Genomic DNA, 21,299 nt, shown 5'->3' on the forward strand with positions numbered 1-21,299 from the left:
CCTTATCCGGCCTGCAGAATCGTGCAAATTCAATATATTGCAATCCTCTGCCAGGCCCGATAAGCGTAGTGCATCAGGCAATCTTACGTTTGCCATCAGTCTCAGGCCGATAAAAATTACCAGCCTCTTTTCAGGAACATCAAAGCCCCGGCTGCAGAATACGAATATTCATCTCCAGCACGTCGCCTTTTACGGCTTCACTATATGCTTTCATGTGCGGGGTTTGCAGATGCGCTTCAAGATGGGCAATGCTTTCCCACTGCTCAATCATCACGATAGAGTCCGGCGCCATAGACTGGAAACTCACGCCAGCAGCGCAATCCACCATCGGCGCATAGCCGTGGCAACCTTCTTCCTTCAGTACGATTGGAACGATTTTAGCAAACTGATCCAATACTGCCTGACGGTGATGTTGGCCAGGACGAGTACGGATTTCAGCGATTACTGTAAGCATGGTTAACTCCTTCTAAAGCCAGAGCTCTAGTTAACCAAAAATTTCCACAAGATGCTTGCGATATTCTTCAGTATAGCGGGGAACATCAGGCATTTTTATCACGTCATTAGCGATAAATGTCGGCAGCGGTTCCATACCGAGGAATTGGTTTGCTTTATGGAACGGCAGATACACGCCGTCAACGCCGACGCCGTGGAAGAACTGATCTTTTTCGGTGAAGGCTTCCATTGGTGCGTTCCAGGTCAGAGAGAGCATATATTTTTTGCCCTGTACCAGGCCGCCAGAGCCGTATTTTTTCGACGGATCTTTGCGGGTACGACCATCGCTGGCATACAGCGTACCGTGACCTTCGGTGAACACATCATCAATGTATTTTTTCACCGTCCACGGCGCGCCCATCCACCAGCCAGGCATCTGCCAGATAACCACATCAGCCCAGAGAAAGTTTTGTACTTCGGCTTTGACATCGTAGTCGCTGTCGGCGCGAACGATACGGACATCATGCCCGAGGTCGCGGAGCGTGCCATCCGCGACTTCGGTCAGGGTGTCGTTCAGTTGACCATTGGAGTGGGCGAATTTCTTCGCGCCGTTGATAATCAGGATATTGCTCATTTTTTATCCTCAAGGTGAGAAGTTTGTCGACTATAGTACGTCACAGAGCGGTACGGTGAAATTAGCAAAATGTGCAAAGTCTTTTGCGAATTTTGCAACAATATCACCACTACCAGCTCACCTTCGCCTCAAATCCACCTTGTTCCGCATTCCCAAACACAACATTCATGCCATGCAATTTGGCAATTCGTTGGACAATCGACAGCCCAAGCCCACTGCCGGTGGCGGTTTGTCCCGGTGGACGATAGAAACGTTCGCCGATTCGCGCCAGCGCCTCTGGCGTCACACCGGGACCGTTATCCCTCACGATGAAATTATTGGCATTCAGCGTGACGTCCACCACGCTGCCTTGTGGGCTGTAGCGCACGGCGTTATCCAGCAGATTTCGTACCAGCAAACTTAGCAATAGCGGTTGTCCGGTGCGTTTGATGCCCTGTGCGTTGAGCGTCAGCCGCACGTCAATTTTCGCCTGCTGCGCCGTGTGGTAAATATCCATCACCGCCGATTGCAGGAGATCTTCAAGTGGGATCTCCGCGACGTCCTGAAGGTTATCCAGCGAGTCGAGCCGCGATAGTGTGAGCAGTTGATCAACAAGGCGGGTGGCGCGATCGATCCCGGAATGTAACTGTATCAGTGCTTTTTTCCGTGCCTGCGGATCGTCGTCGGAAAGCTGTGCGACTTCGGTTTGTACTTTCAGCGCCGTTAACGGGCTACGCAGTTCGTGAGCAGCATCGGAGGTAAAGCGTCGTTCACGAACCATCATCGCATGTGTACGGTCGAAAAGTTGATTCAGAGACTCAACCAGCGGACGCACTTCGTTGGGTACACCGTCAGCGTTGAGCGGTTTTTCCGAGTCAGGATCGCGCATACGTAGCGCCAGCGCCAGTTTGTTTAGTGGCGAGAGTTCACGGCCCAGTAGTACCATCATGATGATCAACATGATAGGCAGCGCGATAAGCCAGGGAATGAGCTGTCCAGTGACAATCGCCAGTGCCATGTCTTCACGGTATTCCCACTCCTGGCCAACAACGATGCGATATTTACCATCATGTGACGTCATCCAGACAAAACGCCAGGGATCGTCTTCACCTACCAGTTGCCCATTAGCAAAACCTTCCCGTTGATAGCTGTAGGGAATATCTTCTCCATTATCGCCATCGTTAAGAACCATGTTGCCGTCGTGAGTAAAGACTGCAAAGGTCAGCGCATCATCATCTACGTGACCGTGTTTTAATTTATTCGGTGTTTGCGCCATACGATCTGCCGCATTGATTTCGTTAAGATCGAGCGTACTTAACCGTTTGGCAAACAGCATCAACTGGGTATCGAATAACTCATCGACATTATCCATTGTTTGTTTCCAGGCGACAAAGCTGGAGACAAGCCAGGTCACCGAGGCCAGAATCAAAAAGATCAGCGTCAGTCTGACTCGCAGACTAAGGCGTTGGGTAAATTTCATTTCTCACCTAATGTGTAGCCAATACCGTGAACGGTGCGAATAAAGTCGCTGCCGAGCTTACGTCGCAGATGATGCACATGCACTTCGATGGCATTGCTGGTGACCTCTTCGTCCCAGGTGTACAGTTTTTCTTCAATCAATTTGCGCGGCAGTACCCGACCAGCGTTACGCATCAGTAATTCCAGCAGGGCAAATTCTTTTGGCTTCAGCGTTAAGGGTTCGCCAGCCTGAGTGGCAATACGTTTGCCGGGGTCGAGCATTACGTTACCGTGATGTAACTCATTGCTGGCTTGCCCGTTGCTTCGACGCATCAGTGCTTCCAGCCTGGCAGCGACTTCTATTAAGGCAAAAGGTTTACACAGATAATCGTCGGCGCCCAGACGCAAACCTTCTACGCGTTCCGCCAGGGCGTCGCGCGCGGTCAGGATCAGTACCGGTTCACGCTGACTTTTATCCCGCCATTCGCGCAAAATATCGCGACCATCCATTCCTGGTAAGGTTAGATCAAGGATTACTGCGTCATAAGGTGCGCTATAAAGCGCCTCTTTTCCCTGACGACCTTCCGTAAACCAGTCAACACTAAAGCCCATCTTACTAAGACCTGTTTTGATGCCGTCGCCAATCAGCATGTCATCTTCTATCAGTAAAATTCGCATCTTTTCATCCCTGCGATAGCTGTATTCGTTGCCAGTAAACCGTGTTGTAACGTGCTCTGTACAGTACTAAATTTTCTTTTTTTTTCTTAAGAAGTTGTTAAGGAGTATCTTGTTTAATGCTCGAAAACAGACATTAAAGGGAGTAACAAACATGAAAAAATTAGCAGCAGTAATTGCAGTAATGGCTCTGTGTAGCGCACCAGTTATGGCAGCAGAGCAGGGTGGTTTTTCTGGCCCATCGGCAACACAAAGTCAGACCGGAGGATTCCAGGGGCCGAACGGCAGTGTAACTAACGTAGAAAACGCAAAATCCCTGCGTGATGATACCTGGGTAACCCTGCGCGGCAATATCGTTGAACGCATCTCTGACGATCTCTACGTGTTCAAAGATGCCAGCGGTACTATCAATGTCGATATCGACCACAAACGCTGGAACGGTGTGACTGTTACACCGAAAGATACGGTTGAGATTCAGGGGGAGGTCGATAAAGACTGGAACTCTGTTGAGATCGACGTTAAACAGATTCGTAAAGTGAATCCGTAATTGTTACCGCTCCCGGGACGCGTTCCCGGGAATAATTTCGCAGGGAGGCAAAATGACAAACCTGACACTGGACGTGAACATCATCAATTTCCCTTCAACCCGCGTGGCTTTGTTGCCGCATCGCTGTAGCCCTGAGTTGCTCAACTATAGCGTGGCGAAATTTATCATGTGGCGCAAAGAGACGGGGCTTTCTCCTGTTAACCAAAGCCAGACATTTGGTGTTGCCTGGGACGACCCTGCAAGCACCGCGCCGGAAGCGTTTCGCTTTGATATCTGCGGCAGCGTTAGCGAAGCGATTCCGGAGAATCGTTATGGCGTGAGTAATAGTGAGCTTGATGGAGGACGTTATGCCGTGGCTCGTCACGTTGGCGAACTGGACGATATTTCGCGCACGGTATGGGGCATCATTCGTCAGTGGCTGCCTGAAAGCGGCGAGAAAATACGTAAAGCGCCGATACTGTTTCACTACACTAATCTGGCTGAAGGGATGTCAGAGCAGCGGCTGGAAACGGATGTCTATGTGCCGTTGGCGTGATGGGGGAATCTTTACCGGAGTGTGAGCCAAATCACTCGCGATAAGTTTGAACTAACAATGTCACAGGCGTATTGTTGTCGGGCTTATAATTTCTTCGGTAAGGAATACCATGTATACGCGAAATTTATTATGGCTGGTCAGCCTGGTAAGTGCGGCTCCTCTCTATGCTGCTGACATTCCCGCCAACACACCGCTCGCCCCACAGCAAGTCTTTCGTTACAACAATCATAGCGACCCCGGTACGCTCGACCCGCAAAAGGTTGAGGAGAATACTGCTGCGCAGATTGTGCTGGATCTGTTTGAAGGTCTGGTATGGATAGACAGTGAAGGCAAAGTGCAACCCGCTCAGGCCGAATCATGGGAGGTGGCAGATAGCGGCAAACGCTATGTTTTCCATTTACGTCACGGCTTACAGTGGTCTGATGGTCAGCCCTTAACGGCACAGGATTTTGTCCTCGGCTGGCAGCGCGCGGTTGACCCCAAAACGGCAAGCCCTTTTGCCGGCTATCTGGCGCAGGCGCATATTAAAAATGCAGCGGCTATTGTGACAGGCAAAGCGGATGTTGCATCGCTGGGTGTGAAGGCTACCGATGACCGCACTCTTGAAGTCACGCTTGAGCAGCCCGTTCCCTGGTTCACGACCATGCTCGCCTGGCCGACGCTGTTTCCGGTTCCGCATCATGTGATTGCGAAGTATGGCGATAGCTGGAGTAAGCCAGAACATATGGTTTACAACGGTGCTTTTGTTCTTGATAAATGGGTAGTTAACGAAAAGATTACAGCCCGAAAAAATCCGGAATACCGCGATGCCGAGCATACTGTCTTACAGCAGGTTGAGTATCTGGCGCTGGATAATTCGGTCACCGGTTATAACCGCTATCGCGCGGGAGAGGTTGATCTCACCTGGGTTCCGGCGCAGCAAATTCCTGCAATCGAAAAATCACTGCCTGGCGAGCTGCGGATAATCCCTCGCCTGAACAGCGAATATTACAACTTCAACACCCGGAAACCGCCGTTTGATGATGCCCGTGTGCGGCGGGCATTGTATCTTACGGTTGACAGGCCGCTAATCGCGCAAAAGATACTTGGGCTACGAACGCCAGCAACAACATTGACGCCGACAGAGGTAGAAGGGTTTCGTGCGCCAACGTTTGAGGAACTGCAAAAGCCAATGGGTGAGCGCGTTGCGATGGCAAAAGCCTTGCTGAAACAGGCGGGATACGACGCCTCTCATCCGCTACGCTTTGAACTGTTCTACAACAAGTACGATCTGCATGAAAAAACGGCGATAGCCTTGTCTTCCGAATGGAAAAAATGGCTTGGCGCACAGGTGACGCTGCGCACGATGGAGTGGAAAACGTATCTCGATGCCCGGCGTAGTGGTGATTTCATGTTGTCGCGGCAGTCGTGGGATGCGACATATAATGATGCATCCAGCTTCCTGAACACGCTTAAAAGCGATAGTGAAGAGAACGTCGGTCACTGGAAAAACGCAAAGTATGACGCGTTACTAAACCAGGCCGCTCAGACCACTGACGCGACAAAGCGTAATGCGTTGTATCAGCAGGCAGAAGAGATCATCAACCAGCAGGCACCGCTCATCCCCATCTACTATCAACCGCTGATCAAACTGCTTAAACCCTACGTTGGCGGTTTCCCGCTGCATAATCCCCAGGATTATGTCTACAGCAAAGAGTTGTATATCAAGGCACATTGATGCCTTTATCGCCGTCGGAGCACGTCCGGCGGCACTATTCACACTGATCTCCTGTGACTCGACGCGACAGATAATGTAGTATCTCCGGCAATATTGCCCCTTTGAAGGCTGGCGAATAAGTTGAGGAATCAGAATTAATGAGCGATATGGCAGAGCGCCTTGCGCTACATGAATTTACGGAAAACGCCTACTTAAACTACTCCATGTACGTCATCATGGATCGTGCGTTGCCGTTTATTGGTGATGGTCTGAAACCTGTTCAGCGCCGCATTGTGTATGCGATGTCAGAACTGGGTCTGAATGCTACCGCCAAATTTAAAAAATCGGCCCGTACTGTGGGTGACGTACTGGGTAAATACCATCCGCACGGTGACAGCGCCTGCTATGAAGCGATGGTACTAATGGCTCAGCCGTTTTCTTACCGTTATCCGCTGGTTGATGGGCAGGGAAACTGGGGGGCACCGGACGATCCGAAATCGTTCGCGGCAATGCGTTATACCGAATCCCGCCTGTCGAAATATTCTGAGCTGTTACTGAGTGAGCTGGGGCAAGGGACGGCGGACTGGGTGCCAAACTTCGACGGCACGTTGCAGGAGCCGAAAATACTGCCTGCCCGCCTGCCGAATATTTTGCTTAACGGCACCACCGGTATTGCTGTCGGGATGGCGACGGACATTCCGCCACATAACCTGCGTGAAGTCGCACAGGCGGCAATCGCGTTAATCGACCAGCCGAAAACCACGCTCGACCAGTTGCTGGATATCGTGCAGGGCCCAGACTACCCGACTGAAGCGGAAATCATCACCTCCCGCGCCGAAATCCGTAAAATTTACGAGAACGGTCGTGGTTCTGTGCGTATGCGCGCGGTGTGGAAGAAAGAAGATGGCGCGGTAGTGATCAGCGCCTTACCGCATCAGGTTTCTGGCGCTCGCGTACTGGAGCAAATTGCTGCGCAAATGCGCAACAAAAAGCTGCCGATGGTTGACGATCTGCGCGATGAATCTGACCACGAGAATCCGACCCGTCTGGTGATTGTGCCGCGTTCTAATCGTGTGGATATGGATCAGGTGATGAATCATCTGTTTGCCACGACCGATCTGGAAAAGAGCTATCGTATTAACCTCAATATGATTGGTCTGGATGGGCGTCCGGCGGTGAAAAACCTGCTGGAAATCCTCTCCGAATGGCTGGTGTTCCGTCGCGATACCGTGCGCCGCCGTCTCAATTATCGTCTGGAGAAAGTCCTCAAGCGCCTGCATATTCTTGAAGGTTTGCTGGTGGCGTTTCTCAATATCGACGAAGTGATTGAGATCATTCGTAATGAAGATGAACCGAAACCGGCACTGATGTCGCGTTTTGGCATTACGGAAACCCAGGCGGAAGCGATCCTCGAACTGAAACTGCGTCATCTCGCCAAACTGGAAGAGATGAAGATTCGCGGTGAGCAGAACGAACTGGAAAAAGAGCGTGACCAGTTGCAGAGCATTCTGGCTTCCGAGCGCAAGATGAATAACCTGCTGAAGAAAGAGCTACAGGCCGACGCACAGGCCTACGGCGACGATCGCCGTTCGCCGTTGCAGGAACGCGAAGAAGCGAAAGCGATGAGCGAGCACGACATGCTGCCGTCTGAACCCGTTACCATTGTGCTGTCACAGATGGGCTGGGTACGCAGCGCCAAAGGCCATGACATCGACGCACCAGGCCTGAACTATAAAGCGGGCGATAGCTTCAAAGCGGCGGTGAAAGGCAAGAGCAACCAACCGGTGGTATTTGTTGATTCTACCGGCCGTAGCTACGCCATCGACCCGATTACGCTGCCGTCGGCGCGTGGTCAGGGCGAACCACTCACCGGTAAACTGACGTTACCGCCAGGTGCCACAGTTGATCACATGCTAATGGAAAGCGACGATAAGAAACTGTTGATGGCTTCCGATGCTGGCTACGGATTCGTCTGCACCTTTAACGATCTTGTTGCCCGTAACCGTGCTGGTAAAGCGTTGATTACCTTACCTGAAAATGCGCATGTTATGCCGCCAGTAGTGATTGAAGATGCTTCTGATATGCTACTGGCTATCACCCTGGCAGGACGCATGTTGATGTTCCCGGTAAGCGAGCTTCCGCAACTGTCGAAGGGTAAAGGCAACAAGATCATCAACATCCCGTCGGCAGAAGCCGCGCGAGGCGAGGATGGTCTGGCACACCTGTATGTACTGCCGCCGCAGAGCACTCTGACTATTCATGTCGGGAAACGCAAAATTAAACTGCGCCCGGAAGAGTTGCTGAAAGTGACTGGTGAGCGTGGTCGCCGTGGCACCTTGATGCGCGGTTTACAGCGTATCGACCGTGTCGAGATTGACTCCCCTCACCGCGCCAGCAGCGGCGATAGCGAAGAGTAATATGCCGGAGGGGGGCTTTCTCCCGTTTGCAAGGAATGCCGGATGAAACGTTAAGTCGTCATCCGGCAGCGTATTCAACCCCCGGAAACGATAAAAATTCCCTTGAAACCGTTGTTTATTCATGCGTTGCGATTAACAATACGCTTTTCCAGAGAGCGGCTTTTAACAATGCCCTAACCTGATTTCAGGTGACGTACAATGCCAGTCTCTCAGATCTTCAGAGGGTGTTATGCTATATATCTTTCGTCTTATTATTACCGTTATTTACAGTATCTTAGTCTGTGTTTTCGGCTCCATTTACTGCCTTTTCAGCCCGCGAAATCCAAAGCATGTAGCCACCTTCGGGCATATGTTTGGGCGCCTTGCGCCGCTATATGGGCTGAAAGTTGAGTGCCGCAAACCTGCTGATGCTGAAAGCTATGGTAATGCTATCTATATTGCTAACCACCAGAACAACTATGACATGGTGACAGCATCGAACATCGTGCAGCCACCGACGGTCACAGTGGGTAAAAAGAGTTTGCTGTGGATCCCCTTCTTTGGGCAGTTGTACTGGTTAACCGGCAACTTATTGATCGACAGAAACAACCGTACTAAGGCGCATGGCACCATCGCGGAAGTCGTGAACCACTTCAAAAAGCGCCGTATTTCCATCTGGATGTTCCCGGAAGGAACGCGTAGCCGTGGTCGCGGCCTGCTGCCGTTTAAAACAGGGGCATTCCATGCGGCAATTGCGGCAGGCGTCCCGATTATTCCCGTGTGTGTTTCCACGACTTCGAATAAGATTAATCTTAATCGACTGAATAATGGTTTAGTGATCGTAGAAATGCTGCCGCCGATTGACGTCAGTCAATATGGTAAAGATCAGGTTCGCGAGCTGGCTGCTCATTGTCGTTCGATAATGGAACAAAAAATCGCCGAGCTCGATAAAGAAGTCGCAGAGCGCGAAGCCGCCGGAAAAGTTTAAGTCGGCAATCTGTTTTTTGCGGGGATGTTTTCCTGCACGGTATTACTTTAGCCAGTTTTACATGGAGCAAATATGTCACTCAGTCGGCGTCAGTTCATTCAGGCATCGGGGATTGCACTGTGTGCAGGTGCTGTCCCCCTGAAGGCAAGCGCAGCCGGTCAACAGCAACCACTGCCCGTTCCGCCGCTGCTTGAATCTCGCCGTGGGCAACCGTTATTTATGACAGTACAGCGCGCGCACTGGTCATTTACGCCAGGAACGCGCGCGTCGGTTTGGGGTATCAATGGTCGCTACCTTGGGCCGACTATCCGCGTCTGGAAGGGCGACGATGTTAAGCTGATTTACAGCAACCGACTGACAGAAAACGTCTCAATGACAGTGGCTGGGTTACAAGTGCCAGGCCCACTGATGGGCGGTCCGGCACGCATGATGTCGCCAAACGCTGACTGGGCGCCTGTGCTGCCAATTCGCCAGAATGCTGCGACTTTGTGGTATCACGCCAATACCCCCAACCGCACGGCGCAGCAGGTCTATAACGGCCTTGCCGGGATGTGGCTGGTGGAAGATGAAGTCAGCAAGTCGCTGCCCATTCCTAACCATTATGGTGTGGATGATTTTCCGGTCATTATTCAGGATAAACGGCTGGATAACTTTGGTACGCCAGAATACAACGAACCGGGAAGCGGCGGCTTTGTTGGCGATACGCTGCTGGTCAACGGTGTACAAAGCCCGTACGTTGAAGTTTCGCGCGGTTGGGTGCGCCTGCGTCTGCTGAACGCATCGAACTCCCGTCGCTATCAACTACAGATGAGCGATGGTCGCCCGTTACATGTGATTTCTGGCGATCAGGGATTCCTGCCTGCTCCTGTATCGGTGAAGCAGCTTTCGCTGGCACCGGGCGAACGCCGTGAAATACTGGTGGATATGAGCAACGGTGATGAAGTGTCGATCACCTGTGGCGAAGCGGCGAGCATTGTTGATCGTATTCGCGGCTTCTTTGAGCCGTCCAGCATTCTGGTTTCTACGCTGGTGCTAACGCTGCGCCCGACCGGCCTTCTGCCGCTGGTGACTGACAGCCTGCCGATGCGCCTGCTGCCGACTGAAATAATGGCTGGTTCGCCGATTCGCAGCCGTGATATAAGCCTGGGCGATGATCCCGGCATTAACGGGCAGCTATGGGACGTTAACCGCATTGACGTTGCTGCCCAGCAGGGAACGTGGGAACGCTGGACGGTACGCGCGGATGAACCGCAATCATTCCATATTGAAGGTGTGATGTTCCAGATCCGTAATGTTAATGGCGCAATGCCATTCCCGGAAGACAGAGGCTGGAAAGATACCGTCTGGGTTGATGGACAAGTGGAACTGCTTGTTTATTACGGCCAGCCTTCCTGGGCGCATTTCCCGTTTTACTTTGGTAGCCAGACACTGGAAATGGCGGATCGCGGCTCTATTGGGCAGTTGCTGGTCAATCCAGTACCGTAATCTTCATACTCGCCCTGGGAGGGCGAGTATGGAATACCTTTCGATTTCTCTTTCGTTCCGGCTTATAATCCCCGGCCTTTGATTATTTTTTTATCATTTCTGGAAGCAAAATGAGCTCTATCTCCCTGATCCAACCGGATCGCGACCTGTTCTCCTGGCCGCAGTACTGGGCCGCCTGTTTTGGACCGGCACCGTTTTTGCCGATGTCTCGTGAAGAGATGGATCAACTTGGCTGGGATAGCTGCGACATCATTTTGGTTACTGGCGACGCGTATGTCGATCACCCAAGCTTTGGGATGGCGATTTGCGGTCGTATGCTGGAAGCGCAGGGCTTTCGTGTCGGGATCATCGCCCAACCGGACTGGAGCAGCAAAGACGACTTTATGCGTCTGGGTAAACCGAATCTGTTTTTTGGTGTTACTGCTGGCAACATGGATTCGATGATCAACCGTTACACTGCCGATCGCCGTTTACGTCATGACGATGCCTACACGCCGGATAACGTCGCGGGTAAGCGACCGGATCGCGCCACACTGGTTTATACCCAGCGTTGTAAAGAGGCGTGGAAAGATGTGCCGGTGATCCTCGGCGGTATTGAGGCTAGTCTGCGCCGTACCGCGCATTATGATTACTGGTCCGATACCGTGCGCCGTTCCGTGCTGGTGGATTCGAAAGCCGACATGCTGATGTTCGGTAACGGTGAGCGTCCGTTGGTGGAGGTGGCGCATCGTCTGGCGATGGGTGAGCCGATTAGTGAAATCCGCGATGTGCGTAATACCGCAATTATCGTAAAAGAGGCGCTGCCTGGCTGGAGCGGTGTGGATTCCACCCGTCTTGATACCCCAGGGAAAATCGACCCAATCCCGCATCCGTATGGCGAAGATCTGCCGTGCGCGGATAACAAACCGGTGGCCCCGAAAAAGCAGGAAGCTAAAGCTGTAACTGTGCAGCCGCCGCGCCCGAAACCATGGGAAAAAACCTACGTGTTGCTGCCTTCTTTCGAGAAAGTGAAGGGCGATAAAGTCCTGTACGCCCATGCTTCGCGCATTCTGCACCACGAAACTAACCCAGGCTGCGCCCGCGCATTGATGCAAAAACACGGCGACCGCTATGTGTGGATCAACCCGCCTGCTATTCCGCTTTCTACCGAAGAGATGGATAGCGTCTTTGCGCTGCCGTACAAGCGCGTGCCGCATCCGGCCTATGGTAATGCCCGTATTCCGGCTTACGAAATGATTCGTTTCTCGGTCAACATTATGCGTGGCTGCTTTGGTGGCTGTTCTTTCTGTTCTATTACCGAGCATGAAGGGCGCATTATTCAGAGCCGTTCGGAAGATTCGATCATCAATGAGATCGAAGCGATCCGCGACACCGTTCCAGGTTTTACGGGCGTAATTTCCGATCTCGGTGGGCCAACTGCCAACATGTATATGTTGCGCTGCAAATCGCCACGCGCTGAGCAAACCTGCCGTCGTTTGTCGTGCGTTTATCCGGATATTTGTCCGCATATGGACACTAACCACGAACCGACGATCAACCTCTATCGCCGTGCGCGCGATCTGAAAGGCATTAAAAAGATCCTGATCGCTTCCGGCGTACGTTATGACATCGCCGTGGAAGATCCGCGCTATATCAAAGAGCTGGCGACCCATCACGTCGGCGGTTATCTGAAGATTGCCCCGGAACATACCGAAGAAGGGCCGTTGTCGAAGATGATGAAGCCGGGCATGGGCAGCTATGACCGCTTTAAAGAGTTGTTCGATACCTACTCGAAACAGGCAGGTAAAGAGCAGTATTTGATCCCGTATTTCATCTCGGCACACCCCGGTACGCGCGATGAAGATATGGTGAATCTGGCGCTGTGGCTGAAAAAGCACCGCTTCCGCCTCGACCAGGTACAGAACTTCTACCCGTCGCCGCTGGCTAACTCGACCACTATGTATTACACCGGCAAAAACCCGCTGGCGAAGATTGGTTATAAGAGCGAAGACGTTTTCGTGCCGAAGGGTGACAAACAGCGTCGTCTGCATAAAGCGTTGTTGCGTTACCACGATCCGGCAAACTGGCCGTTAATCCGCCAGGCGCTGGAAGCGATGGGTAAAAAGCATCTGATTGGCAGCCGTCGCGATTGCTTAGTGCCTGCGCCAACCATTGAAGAGATGCGCGAAGCTCGCCGTCAGAACCGTAATACCCGTCCGGCGTTGACCAAACATACGCCGATGGCGACCCAGCGCCAGACGCCTGCCGGAGCAAAGAAAGCGCCGTCTGCGCAACCTCGCCCGATGAATGCCGGTGCGAAGAAACGTCCTAAAGCGGCGACTGGACGTTAAAAAAACATCCCCGGTAACTGAATGCTACCGGGGATATTTTTATCACTCCGTATACATACGCAAGCAGCGCAGGCAATCAAAATAGTCCTGCGCATCAAGGCGTGTATTGGCTCTGTTAGCTTCGGATTTGGCGGCGTAAATTTGCGGGCGTAATGCTTTTATATCCTGCTCTAGCCGGGCGATTTTGGCATTTAATGTTTGTACATTACCTGCCAGTTGATTGACCTTTTGCTCATTGACGCAACCACTTAATAAGCCGGTTACCAGAACAACAGCTCCCACGGTGAAAATCGTTTTCATATCGTGCTCCCTTTTATTTATTGTTCCGACTAATTTTTATTTTATTCAGTTCATTGCGTTAATCTGGCGGCGGTTTTCGTTTCAATCTGTTTAAGCAAGCTACCGCTGCCTGGACGGATAAAATCGGCAATTTCCCACTTTCCTTCGCGCCTATGTAAAACTAAATCCTGCTCTTCACTGTTACCATTGTTCAGCGCAATACGAACATGAATACGGGCGGAATCGGCGGTTTTTTCCTGGACACGAATTTCATCAACACGAGCAAATAGCGACTCTTCACCAAAACAAATCGGGTTGTCGTAAATAAATTGCCGTTCTATTTGCATCTCTTGATCGAAATTGCCGTTTTTATTGAAGGTGGTTTTATAAAATTCATTGACTGCCTGGCGATAGGTGTCGGAAACAACCCATGTCCAGGGCCAACTATAATCGGCAATATGTTTAAACAGTTCAGCGACAAAGGCTTCAGGCTCTTCTTTTTGTAATGAAGCCAGTGTTGCCAGGATTTTTTCATTCTCGCTATTAACTGCCTGCCAGACGCTACCATGGTTGCTGATGACATCATCAATGACCCAACGACCATTTTCTGCCACCATTTTCAGCGTTTGCGTGGTCTTTTCTTTATCGTCGTCAAAGGTACGGAAACGCACAACGGCATCTGCATGATCGGTATCCGTTTGAGTAACCACTACGCTTTCTAACACCAGATCGCCAAAATCCTGACAATCACAAATCGGATCATAATCCAGCCAGCCAATATTGCCCGGCAGCGTGAGATTATCATTCAGGGTAAGTGCCTTTTGTATGCGTGCAGACGTTATCGCCTGCTCTCCTGTCTCACCAAAATAAGGCGCGCTGGCATCAGATTTATAGTTTTGATAAATCTGGCGAACTGTCTGTTCTACAGTCAGCGAGGATGATTGGGCTTGAGTAGTGAAGCTTGCAAAAAACGCCAAAAACAGAAGTATTATTTTCATCTGTTTTTGACCTCACCGTCGTGTTTATCCATATTGTAGATGCTTTGTTGATTAAAGAGCTCCCAGCTCTGCATGATGATGTCCTTAAATTTGGCATTTCTGAGCAGGGGAGAGTAACAACGGGCGGGAGGTGAGGGGAATAAATGATTTCTGAAAAGTCCGGTAGCGGAACATTACCGCTACCGGGAGAATTTGCCCGTTAGCCGCCGAACTGGTCGGGATCGGGACCGAGACGTTTACCCTGATCGAGTTTTGCGATTTCACCAAGTTCGTCTTTGTCGAGACGGAAATCCCAGACATCAAAGTTTTCGGCAATGCGTGAAGGCGTGACCGATTTCGGGATCACCACCAGACCGTTATCCAGATGCCAGCGGATAACAATTTGTGCCGGTGTTTTGCCGTATTTATCCGCCAGGTCGCGAATGACTTTCTGATCGAAAACGCCTTTCCCACCTTGCGCTAATGGACTCCAGGATTCGGTCTGGATTTTGTGCGTGGCATTCCAGGCATGAAGCTGGCGTTGCTGCATCAGCGGGTGAAGTTCGATTTGATTAATAACAGGCGTCACGCCAGTTTCGTCGATCAGACGTTGCAGGTGGTGGATCTGGAAGTTACAGACGCCAATGCTTTTGATTAATCCCTCTTTTTGCAGCTCGATCATTCCTTTCCACGCCTCGACATAGTGATCGATAGCGGGAACGGGCCAGTGCATTAAGTAAAGGTCTATATAATCAAGCTGGAGTTTTTTCAGGCTGTCGAGCAGTGCTTCGCGGGGGTGTTTGTGGTCGTCGTTCCACAGCTTGGTTGTAATGAACAACTCTTCTCTGGCAAGTGCGGCATTTTTCAGCGCCTTGCCGACACCTTCTTCGTTTTTATAGGCAGCAGCGGTATCAATTGAGCGATAACCCACTTCCAGAGCTTTTTGAATAGCGGTGATAACTTCCTCATTACTTGCTTGCCAGACGCCCAGTCCCAGCTGGGGCATGACATTGCCATCCTGTAGCTTAATAACGGTTGGATTAGCCATACGTTCCTCCTTTTATATGAACTCACCGGAGCCTGCTCCGGTGAGTTGGTGTGAACTTAAGTCTGGACGAAATACCCAAAAACGAAAGTTTGAGGAGGAAAAAGCTTAACGAGCGGCTTCGTAAATGCGGCGGCTGACATCCAGCGTAATGTCATGATTTTCGCCCAGTTGGGTCATGCCGTGTTCTTCCAGTTTCTTCAGCAATGCCGGGATGGAGCTGCCGTCCAGACCGTAGTCGGACAGGCGGGTCGGCACGCCCAATTGCTCGAAGAAGTTGCGGGTAGCGGCAATTGCGGCGTCAATACGCTCATCGTCGGAACCTTCAGTGATGTTCCAGACGCGTTCAGCATATTGCAGCAGTTTCGCGCGCTTGGTGTCGCGTTTTTCATTCCACAGAGCAGGCAGGACAATAGCCAGCGTTTGCGCGTGATCCAGACCGTGCATCGCAGTCAGTTCGTGTCCCAGCATATGTGTTGCCCAGTCCTGCGGTACGCCGGCGCCGATCAAACCGTTCAACGCCTGAGTCGCTGCCCACATGACGTTGGCGCGCACATCGTAGTTTTCTGGCTCTTTCAGGGCTTTCGGACCATCTTCGAGAAGCGTCAGCAAAATGCCTTCTGCGAAGCGATCCTGAATTTTTGCATCAACCGGTTTGGTAACATACTGTTCCACGGTGTGTACAAAGGCATCCACTACGCCATTAGCCACCTGGCGCGGCGGCAGGGTGTAGGTATAAACCGGATCGAGCACGGCAAATACGGGTTGAACGTGGGCAGAATGGAACGCCTGCTTGTCGCCGGTGGTTTTACGGGAGATAACCGCACCTGCGTTGGATTCTGAACCGGTCGCTGGCAGCGTCAGCACACAGCCCATCGGGATGGCGCTTTTAATCTCTTTACCGCCCGTTTGCAGAATGTGCCACGGATCGATGTTCTCAGGATAATTTGCCGCTGCGGCGATAAATTTGGTGCCGTCCAGTACGGAACCGCCGCCAACCGCCAGCAGGAAAGTCACTTTCTGTTCGCGAACCAGTTTCACGGCGTTCATCAGCGTTTCATAAGCCGGGTTTGGTTCAATACCGCCAAACTCCAGCACGTCCATACCTTTCAGCGCATCCAGAACTTGATCCAGAACGCCTGTTTTTTTCACGCTGCCGCCGCCGTAGGTAATCAATACGCGAGCATCGTGAGGAATTTGTTCGCGTAAACCAGCGATAGCGCCTTTACCAAACAGAATACGGGTTGGGGTGTGCAGATTAAAGTTGTTCATTACGTGCTCCCTTTGCTGGGCCAATATGAGGGCAGAGATCGGTCTGCCTGATGTTTTTCATTGTGGTCGCCAGCGTCGCTGCTCTCAATGCTCATTTCTGCCAATGTCTTGCCTATTTCTCCAGAGCACTGGAGAAATAGTACAAAATTGCGCACAATCAAATTGACGCATTATTCTTAAGAAATTACGCGATATGAAACGTGAAGAGATTTGCCGCCTGCTGACGGACAAAATTAATAATCTGAAAAATAAAGAAAATAGTTTGTCTGAATTGCTGCCCGATGTGCGCTTATTGTATGGCGAGAACCCCGGCGCACGTACGCCGGTGATGTATGAGCCTGGCATCATAATTCTCTTTTCCGGGCATAAAATCGGCTATATCAATGAGCGCGTGTTTCGTTATGATGCCAATGAATATCTGCTGCTGACGGTGCCGTTACCGTTTGAGTGCGAAACCTATGCCACGCCGGAAGTGCCATTAGCGGGTTTACGTCTCAATGTTGATATTTTGCAGTTACAGGAACTGTTGATGGACATTGGTGAGGATGAGCATTTCCAGCCGTCGATGGCTGCCAGTGGTATAAACTCCGCTACGTTGTCAGAAGAGATTTTATGCGCGGCGGAGCGGTTACTGGATGTGATGGAGCGACCGCTGGATGCGCGCATTCTCGGTAAACAGATCATTCGCGAAATTCTTTACTACGTGCTGACCGGACCTTGCGGCGGTGCGTTACTGGCGCTGGTCAGTCGGCAGACTCATTTCAGCCTGATTAGCCGCGTGTTGAAACGGATTGAGAATAAATACACTGAAAACCTGAGCGTCGAGCAACTGGCGGCAGAAGCCAACATGAGCGTTTCGGCGTTCCACCATAATTTTAAGTCTGTCACCAGCACCTCGCCGTTGCAGTATTTGAAGAACTACCGACTGCATAAGGCACGGATGATGATAATCCATGATGGCATGAAGGCCAGCGCGGCGGCGATGCGCGTCGGCTACGAAAGTGCGTCGCAATTTAGCCGTGAGTTTAAACGCTACTTCGGTGTGACGCCGGGGGAAGATGCGGCAAGAATGCGGGCGATGCAAGGGAGTTAAATGTGTTCCCGGACAAGTCGCCGGGAACGGAGAAAAACGTCAGGCGTTACCGTATTTCTTTTTAATCACCACAAACAGCGTGCCTAACAGGCCTGCGGTTAACAGGGCAATCGGCAGGATCATCAGGAACGTCATCACCTGATCTTCATGGCGCTTAACGAACGGGATCATGCTTAAGGCATAACCAAAACTGGTCACCACGCTGACCCATAGCAATCCACTTAACCAGTTGAAAAACTGGAAGCGGCGGTTTGGCAACCCGGAAATTCCCGCCATGGTTGGTAGCAGCGTGCGGACAAATGCAAGAAAACGTCCAGCCAGCAAAGCCAGCAAACCGTGGCGGTCAAACATACAGGTGGCGCGCTGATGATATTTGGCCGGAAGCTGTGCCAGCCAGCCTTTCACCGTTTTGGTATTACCTAGCCAACGCCCCTGAATATAGCTTAGCCAGCAGCCCAGGCTGGCTGCGGCAGTCAGAATCACGATTGTTGGCAGAAAATCCATCACCCCCTGGGCAATCAGTGCGCCAGCCAGTATCAACAAGCTGTCGCCTGGCAAAAATGAAGCGGGCAGCAGACCGTTTTCTAAAAACAGCGTGGCAAACATGACAAAGTAAACAACGCTAACAATATGAGGATCCGCCAGCGCGGCAAAGTCGTGTTGCCAGAGCGCAGCGATAATGTCTTGAATAACAGCCATGGACTTTCCTGTGGAACAGCGTTTAAGCCTTTATTTGCCTATTGTACTCCTGAATTGTCCGGGACGCCTTGATCCCGGACGCAACAATTTAAGACTATTCACAATTAAATGTCTGCAAAATTGTCCAAATTTGGCAATGTTACACAATTCGGGTAAATCCCGCGTTCAGATCGGCAATCAGATCGTCGACGTTTTCCAGACCAATATGCAGGCGAATCAATGTGCCGCTGAAATCAATCTTTCCTTGTGGGCGGATGGCGGCGATATGTTCCGGCTGATTCGCGAGGATCAACGATTCATAACCGCCCCACGAGTAGGCCATGCTAAATAAACTGAAGTTATCCAGATAGTTCGCCAGTTCTTCATCGTTGAGTTTTTTCTTAAGCACAAAGGAAAATAGCCCGCTGCTGCCTGTAAAGTCTCGTTTCCAGAATTCGTGACCTTTACTTTCCGGCAGAGCAGGGTGGTTAACTCGCGCTACTTGCGGATGTTCTGCCAGCCATTCAGCCACTTTCAGACTGCTTTCATGATGTTGACGCAAACGCACACCTAATGTGCGCAGGCCACGGCTGGTCATATAAGCGGTATCGGCATCGACCATTTGTCCCATCAGATAAGCGTTCTCCCGTAGTTGCTCCCAGCAACGGGCATTGCATACTGCGGTGCCGATCATGGCATCCGAGTGACCTATCAGATACTTGGTTCCCGCCTGAATCGAAATATCAATACCAAAATCAAGAGCTTGAAAAAGCACCCCGGCAGCCCATGTGTTATCGATCATAATGATGGCGTCTGGCACGACACTGCGCACGGCAGCAACAATCGCCGGAACGTCGTGGACTTCCATAGTGATGGAGCCTGGCGATTCCAGAAAGACGATTTTAGTGTTTGGCTGCAGATGTTTAACGATATCCGCGCCAATCAGCGGATCAAACCACGATGTCGTTACGCCCAGTTTGCTGAGGATTTTGCTACAGAAATCCTGACTCGGTTCATAGGCGGTATTGGTCATCAATACATGATCGCCCTGTTCGACAAAAGCAAGAATGGAATTGGCAACGGCGGCCGCACCGCAAGGAAACAGTGCACAGCCGGCGCCACCTTCCAGTTCGCACATTGCTTCTTGTAACGAGAAGTGGGTTAACGTTCCGCGCCGTCCATAGAACAATTCGCCGTTGGCGCGATTACGCGTCGCATGTTTTTTCGCTTCAACGCTATCAAAAACCAGCGAAGAGGCGCGCTGAATCACGCTATTCACCGCGCCGAGAGTGTATTTTTTGCTGCGTCCTGCATTCACCAGTTGAGTATCAAGCTTTTTGTCCGCCATGTCGGGATTCCTGTTTTTATACGTCTGGATGTCTAAACTAGCATGAATAACAGCGAGCGCATCCTGAAGAATTGGCATAAAGAAGAAAATTTTCGCAAATGGCGTTCTGGTGGCTTTTTTACTGCGTAAACGCAAAGAAAAGAAAGCAAAGGTACGGCAGTATGCAAATAGTAATGAGAACGACTATCAATTCGACGTCGTTTTGATATTATTATGCGCAGATTTTGTGACTTGTGTCCTGGAGATACACAGTGGGTAATAATTTAATGCAGACGGACCTTTCCGTCTGGGGTATGTATCAGCACGCCGATATTGTCGTTAAGTGCGTGATGATTGGGCTTATTTTGGCCTCCGTTGTCACTTGGGCAATCTTCTTCAGTAAGAGCGTAGAGTTCTTCAATCAGAAGCGCCGTCTTAAGCGCGAGCAGCAACTGCTGGCTGAAGCGCGTTCCCTAAACCAGGCCAACGATATCGCCGCTGATTTTGGTAGCAAAAGCTTAAGCCTGCATTTGCTCAATGAAGCGCAGAACGAGCTGGAACTGTCAGAAGGCAGCGACGATAACGAAGGTATTAAAGAGCGTACCAGCTTCCGCCTGGAGCGTCGGGTCGCCGCTGTGGGGCGTCAAATGGGACGCGGTAACGGCTATCTGGCAACCATTGGCGCGATTTCGCCGTTTGTGGGGCTGTTTGGTACGGTCTGGGGCATCATGAACAGTTTTATCGGTATTGCGCAAACGCAGACCACCAACCTGGCGGTGGTTGCGCCGGGTATCGCAGAAGCATTGTTGGCAACAGCAATCGGTCTGGTGGCAGCGATTCCGGCGGTCGTTATCTATAACGTATTCGCGCGCCAAATTGGCGGCTTTAAAGCGATGCTGGGTGATGTTGCAGCGCAGGTATTGTTGCTGCAAAGTCGTGACCTGGATCTGGAAGCCAGCGCCGCTGCGCATCCGGTTCGTGTCGCACAGAAATTACGTGCAGGGTAATGCGCTATGGCAATGCATCTTAACGAAAACCTCGACGATAACGGCGAAATGCATGATATCAACGTGACGCCGTTTATCGACGTGATGTTGGTTTTGCTGATTATCTTTATGGTGGCGGCACCGTTAGCGACGGTAGATGTGAAGGTGAACTTGCCTGCTTCTACCAGCACGCCGCAGCCGCGCCCGGAAAAACCGGTTTATCTGTCGGTGAAGGCGGACAACTCGATGTTTATCGGTAACGATCCGGTCACCGATGAAACGATGGTTACGGCGCTGAATGCGTTAACCGAAGGTAAGAAAGATACCACCATCTTCTTCCGTGCGGATAAAACCGTTGATTACGAGACGTTGATGAAGGTCATGGATACGCTGCATCAGGCGGGTTATCTGAAGATAGGTCTGGTCGGCGAAGAAACTGCCAAAGCGAAGTAAAGCAGAATTGCCTGATGCGCTACGCTTATCAGGC

At 51.3% G+C, this 21,299-nt stretch carries 20 protein-coding genes; 10 read left to right on the forward strand and 10 right to left on the reverse strand.

Features of this window, described 5'->3' with window-relative positions; translation table 11 throughout:
- Window positions 1–139 precede the first annotated feature (139 nt).
- The 4 genes from EQY_RS0112410 to qseB all read right to left on the reverse strand — a co-directional run bounded on the left by EQY_RS0112410 (window position 140) and on the right by qseB (window position 3,181).
- Window positions 140–454 carry a putative quinol monooxygenase gene (locus EQY_RS0112410; protein ID WP_000958592.1) on the reverse strand — a complete coding sequence of 105 codons (315 nt, stop codon included), beginning with the start codon at window positions 452–454 and terminating at the stop codon, window positions 140–142.
- Window positions 455–484: 30 nt separating this feature from the next.
- Window positions 485–1,066, reverse strand: coding sequence for an NADPH:quinone oxidoreductase MdaB (gene mdaB / locus EQY_RS0112415; RefSeq protein ID WP_000065430.1), 582 nt, complete (start codon window positions 1,064–1,066; stop codon window positions 485–487).
- 109 nt (window positions 1,067–1,175) lie between these two features.
- Window positions 1,176–2,525 carry a quorum sensing histidine kinase QseC gene (qseC, locus tag EQY_RS0112420; RefSeq protein WP_000673412.1) on the reverse strand — a complete coding sequence of 450 codons (1,350 nt, stop codon included), beginning with the start codon at window positions 2,523–2,525 and terminating at the stop codon, window positions 1,176–1,178.
- The gene (gene qseB, locus EQY_RS0112425) at window positions 2,522–3,181 is read right to left on the reverse strand and encodes a quorum sensing response regulator transcription factor QseB (protein WP_001221483.1); all 660 of its coding nucleotides are present in this window, start codon (window positions 3,179–3,181) and stop codon (window positions 2,522–2,524) included. The genes qseC and qseB overlap by 4 nt, the downstream gene beginning before the upstream one ends.
- Window positions 3,182–3,332: 151 nt before the next feature.
- Between qseB and ygiW the strand changes: the two genes are divergently transcribed.
- The 7 genes from ygiW (at window position 3,333) to EQY_RS0112460 (ending at window position 13,155) form a co-directional block, all read left to right on the forward strand.
- Complete coding sequence (gene ygiW, locus EQY_RS0112430; protein WP_010347824.1) at window positions 3,333–3,725, forward strand: OB fold stress tolerance protein YgiW; 393 nt, start codon at window positions 3,333–3,335, stop codon at window positions 3,723–3,725.
- Between the two features lie 52 nt (window positions 3,726–3,777).
- Window positions 3,778–4,260, forward strand: coding sequence for an AraC family transcriptional regulator (locus tag EQY_RS0112435; protein WP_000183515.1), 483 nt, complete (start codon window positions 3,778–3,780; stop codon window positions 4,258–4,260).
- Between the two features lie 109 nt (window positions 4,261–4,369).
- On the forward strand, window positions 4,370–5,977 hold the full coding sequence (locus EQY_RS0112440; protein WP_000288648.1) for an ABC transporter substrate-binding protein: 1,608 nt from the start codon (window positions 4,370–4,372) through the stop codon (window positions 5,975–5,977).
- A 137-nt stretch (window positions 5,978–6,114) separates the two neighbouring features.
- On the forward strand, window positions 6,115–8,373 hold the full coding sequence (gene parC / locus EQY_RS0112445) for a DNA topoisomerase IV subunit A (RefSeq protein ID WP_001281914.1): 2,259 nt from the start codon (window positions 6,115–6,117) through the stop codon (window positions 8,371–8,373).
- 229 nt (window positions 8,374–8,602) lie between these two features.
- Window positions 8,603–9,340: a 1-acylglycerol-3-phosphate O-acyltransferase gene (gene plsC, locus EQY_RS0112450; protein WP_000965725.1), complete on the forward strand. Its 738-nt coding sequence runs from the start codon at window positions 8,603–8,605 to the stop codon at window positions 9,338–9,340.
- Between the two features lie 72 nt (window positions 9,341–9,412).
- A complete protein-coding gene (ftsP, locus tag EQY_RS0112455; RefSeq protein WP_000059392.1) occupies window positions 9,413–10,825 on the forward strand; it encodes a cell division protein FtsP in 1,413 nt (470 codons plus the stop codon).
- A 110-nt stretch (window positions 10,826–10,935) separates the two neighbouring features.
- A complete protein-coding gene (locus EQY_RS0112460; RefSeq protein ID WP_000095183.1) occupies window positions 10,936–13,155 on the forward strand; it encodes a YgiQ family radical SAM protein in 2,220 nt (739 codons plus the stop codon).
- 42 nt (window positions 13,156–13,197) lie between these two features.
- On the opposite strand, the gene yqhH is transcribed toward EQY_RS0112460, so the two are convergent.
- The 4 genes from yqhH to yqhD form a co-directional block, all read right to left on the reverse strand.
- On the reverse strand, window positions 13,198–13,455 hold the full coding sequence (gene yqhH / locus EQY_RS0112465) for a lipoprotein YqhH (RefSeq protein WP_000848539.1): 258 nt from the start codon (window positions 13,453–13,455) through the stop codon (window positions 13,198–13,200).
- A gap of 50 nt (window positions 13,456–13,505) precedes the next feature.
- Entirely contained in the window at window positions 13,506–14,432 is a 927-nt protein-coding gene (locus EQY_RS0112470; RefSeq protein ID WP_000691653.1) for a YqhG/Tai3 family protein, read from the reverse strand.
- A 199-nt stretch (window positions 14,433–14,631) separates the two neighbouring features.
- Window positions 14,632–15,459 (reverse strand): 2,5-didehydrogluconate reductase DkgA, encoded by an 828-nt coding sequence (gene dkgA / locus EQY_RS0112475; protein WP_000013137.1) that lies wholly within the window; start codon window positions 15,457–15,459, stop codon window positions 14,632–14,634.
- A 105-nt stretch (window positions 15,460–15,564) separates the two neighbouring features.
- Window positions 15,565–16,728, reverse strand: coding sequence for an alcohol dehydrogenase (gene yqhD, locus EQY_RS0112480; protein ID WP_001058817.1), 1,164 nt, complete (start codon window positions 16,726–16,728; stop codon window positions 15,565–15,567).
- Window positions 16,729–16,921: 193 nt separating this feature from the next.
- Here yqhD and yqhC point away from each other — a divergent pair, with 193 nt between their 5' ends.
- Entirely contained in the window at window positions 16,922–17,821 is a 900-nt protein-coding gene (gene yqhC / locus EQY_RS0112490; RefSeq protein ID WP_000817719.1) for a DNA-binding transcriptional regulator YqhC, read from the forward strand.
- Window positions 17,822–17,860: 39 nt separating this feature from the next.
- Here yqhC and yghB read toward each other — a convergent pair whose 3' ends face one another.
- Together yghB and metC are read right to left on the reverse strand one after the other, a co-directional pair.
- Entirely contained in the window at window positions 17,861–18,520 is a 660-nt protein-coding gene (gene yghB, locus EQY_RS0112495) for a DedA family general envelope maintenance protein YghB (RefSeq protein WP_000268433.1), read from the reverse strand.
- A 139-nt stretch (window positions 18,521–18,659) separates the two neighbouring features.
- On the reverse strand, window positions 18,660–19,847 hold the full coding sequence (gene metC, locus EQY_RS0112500; RefSeq protein ID WP_010347810.1) for a cystathionine beta-lyase: 1,188 nt from the start codon (window positions 19,845–19,847) through the stop codon (window positions 18,660–18,662).
- Window positions 19,848–20,098: 251 nt separating this feature from the next.
- On the opposite strand from metC, the gene exbB reads away from it, so the two are divergent.
- Both exbB and exbD read left to right on the forward strand, forming a co-directional pair.
- Entirely contained in the window at window positions 20,099–20,833 is a 735-nt protein-coding gene (gene exbB, locus EQY_RS0112510; RefSeq protein ID WP_000527844.1) for a tol-pal system-associated acyl-CoA thioesterase, read from the forward strand.
- A 6-nt stretch (window positions 20,834–20,839) separates the two neighbouring features.
- Window positions 20,840–21,265 carry a TonB system transport protein ExbD gene (gene exbD / locus EQY_RS0112515; protein WP_001240714.1) on the forward strand — a complete coding sequence of 142 codons (426 nt, stop codon included), beginning with the start codon at window positions 20,840–20,842 and terminating at the stop codon, window positions 21,263–21,265.
- Window positions 21,266–21,299 lie beyond the last annotated feature (34 nt).

The organism is Escherichia sp. TW14182 (assembly GCF_000208525.1).
GTDB lineage: Bacteria > Pseudomonadota > Gammaproteobacteria > Enterobacterales > Enterobacteriaceae > Escherichia > Escherichia ruysiae.

What these genes read in the sequence shown, in the direction of transcription:
- EQY_RS0112410 (WP_000958592.1), bottom strand. Translation starts at nt 454, where the DNA reads ATGCTTACAGTAATCGCTGAAATCCGTACTCGTCCTGGCCAACATCAC.
- mdaB (WP_000065430.1), bottom strand. Translation starts at nt 1,066, where the DNA reads ATGAGCAATATCCTGATTATCAACGGCGCGAAGAAATTCGCCCACTCC.
- qseC (WP_000673412.1), bottom strand. Translation starts at nt 2,525, where the DNA reads ATGAAATTTACCCAACGCCTTAGTCTGCGAGTCAGACTGACGCTGATC.
- qseB (WP_001221483.1), bottom strand. Translation starts at nt 3,181, where the DNA reads ATGCGAATTTTACTGATAGAAGATGACATGCTGATTGGCGACGGCATC.
- ygiW (WP_010347824.1), top strand. Translation starts at nt 3,333, where the DNA reads ATGAAAAAATTAGCAGCAGTAATTGCAGTAATGGCTCTGTGTAGCGCA.
- EQY_RS0112435 (WP_000183515.1), top strand. Translation starts at nt 3,778, where the DNA reads ATGACAAACCTGACACTGGACGTGAACATCATCAATTTCCCTTCAACC.
- EQY_RS0112440 (WP_000288648.1), top strand. Translation starts at nt 4,370, where the DNA reads ATGTATACGCGAAATTTATTATGGCTGGTCAGCCTGGTAAGTGCGGCT.
- parC (WP_001281914.1), top strand. Translation starts at nt 6,115, where the DNA reads ATGAGCGATATGGCAGAGCGCCTTGCGCTACATGAATTTACGGAAAAC.
- plsC (WP_000965725.1), top strand. Translation starts at nt 8,603, where the DNA reads ATGCTATATATCTTTCGTCTTATTATTACCGTTATTTACAGTATCTTA.
- ftsP (WP_000059392.1), top strand. Translation starts at nt 9,413, where the DNA reads ATGTCACTCAGTCGGCGTCAGTTCATTCAGGCATCGGGGATTGCACTG.
- EQY_RS0112460 (WP_000095183.1), top strand. Translation starts at nt 10,936, where the DNA reads ATGAGCTCTATCTCCCTGATCCAACCGGATCGCGACCTGTTCTCCTGG.
- yqhH (WP_000848539.1), bottom strand. Translation starts at nt 13,455, where the DNA reads ATGAAAACGATTTTCACCGTGGGAGCTGTTGTTCTGGTAACCGGCTTA.
- EQY_RS0112470 (WP_000691653.1), bottom strand. Translation starts at nt 14,432, where the DNA reads ATGAAAATAATACTTCTGTTTTTGGCGTTTTTTGCAAGCTTCACTACT.
- dkgA (WP_000013137.1), bottom strand. Translation starts at nt 15,459, where the DNA reads ATGGCTAATCCAACCGTTATTAAGCTACAGGATGGCAATGTCATGCCC.
- yqhD (WP_001058817.1), bottom strand. Translation starts at nt 16,728, where the DNA reads ATGAACAACTTTAATCTGCACACCCCAACCCGTATTCTGTTTGGTAAA.
- yqhC (WP_000817719.1), top strand. Translation starts at nt 16,922, where the DNA reads ATGAAACGTGAAGAGATTTGCCGCCTGCTGACGGACAAAATTAATAAT.
- yghB (WP_000268433.1), bottom strand. Translation starts at nt 18,520, where the DNA reads ATGGCTGTTATTCAAGACATTATCGCTGCGCTCTGGCAACACGACTTT.
- metC (WP_010347810.1), bottom strand. Translation starts at nt 19,847, where the DNA reads ATGGCGGACAAAAAGCTTGATACTCAACTGGTGAATGCAGGACGCAGC.
- exbD (WP_001240714.1), top strand. Translation starts at nt 20,840, where the DNA reads ATGGCAATGCATCTTAACGAAAACCTCGACGATAACGGCGAAATGCAT.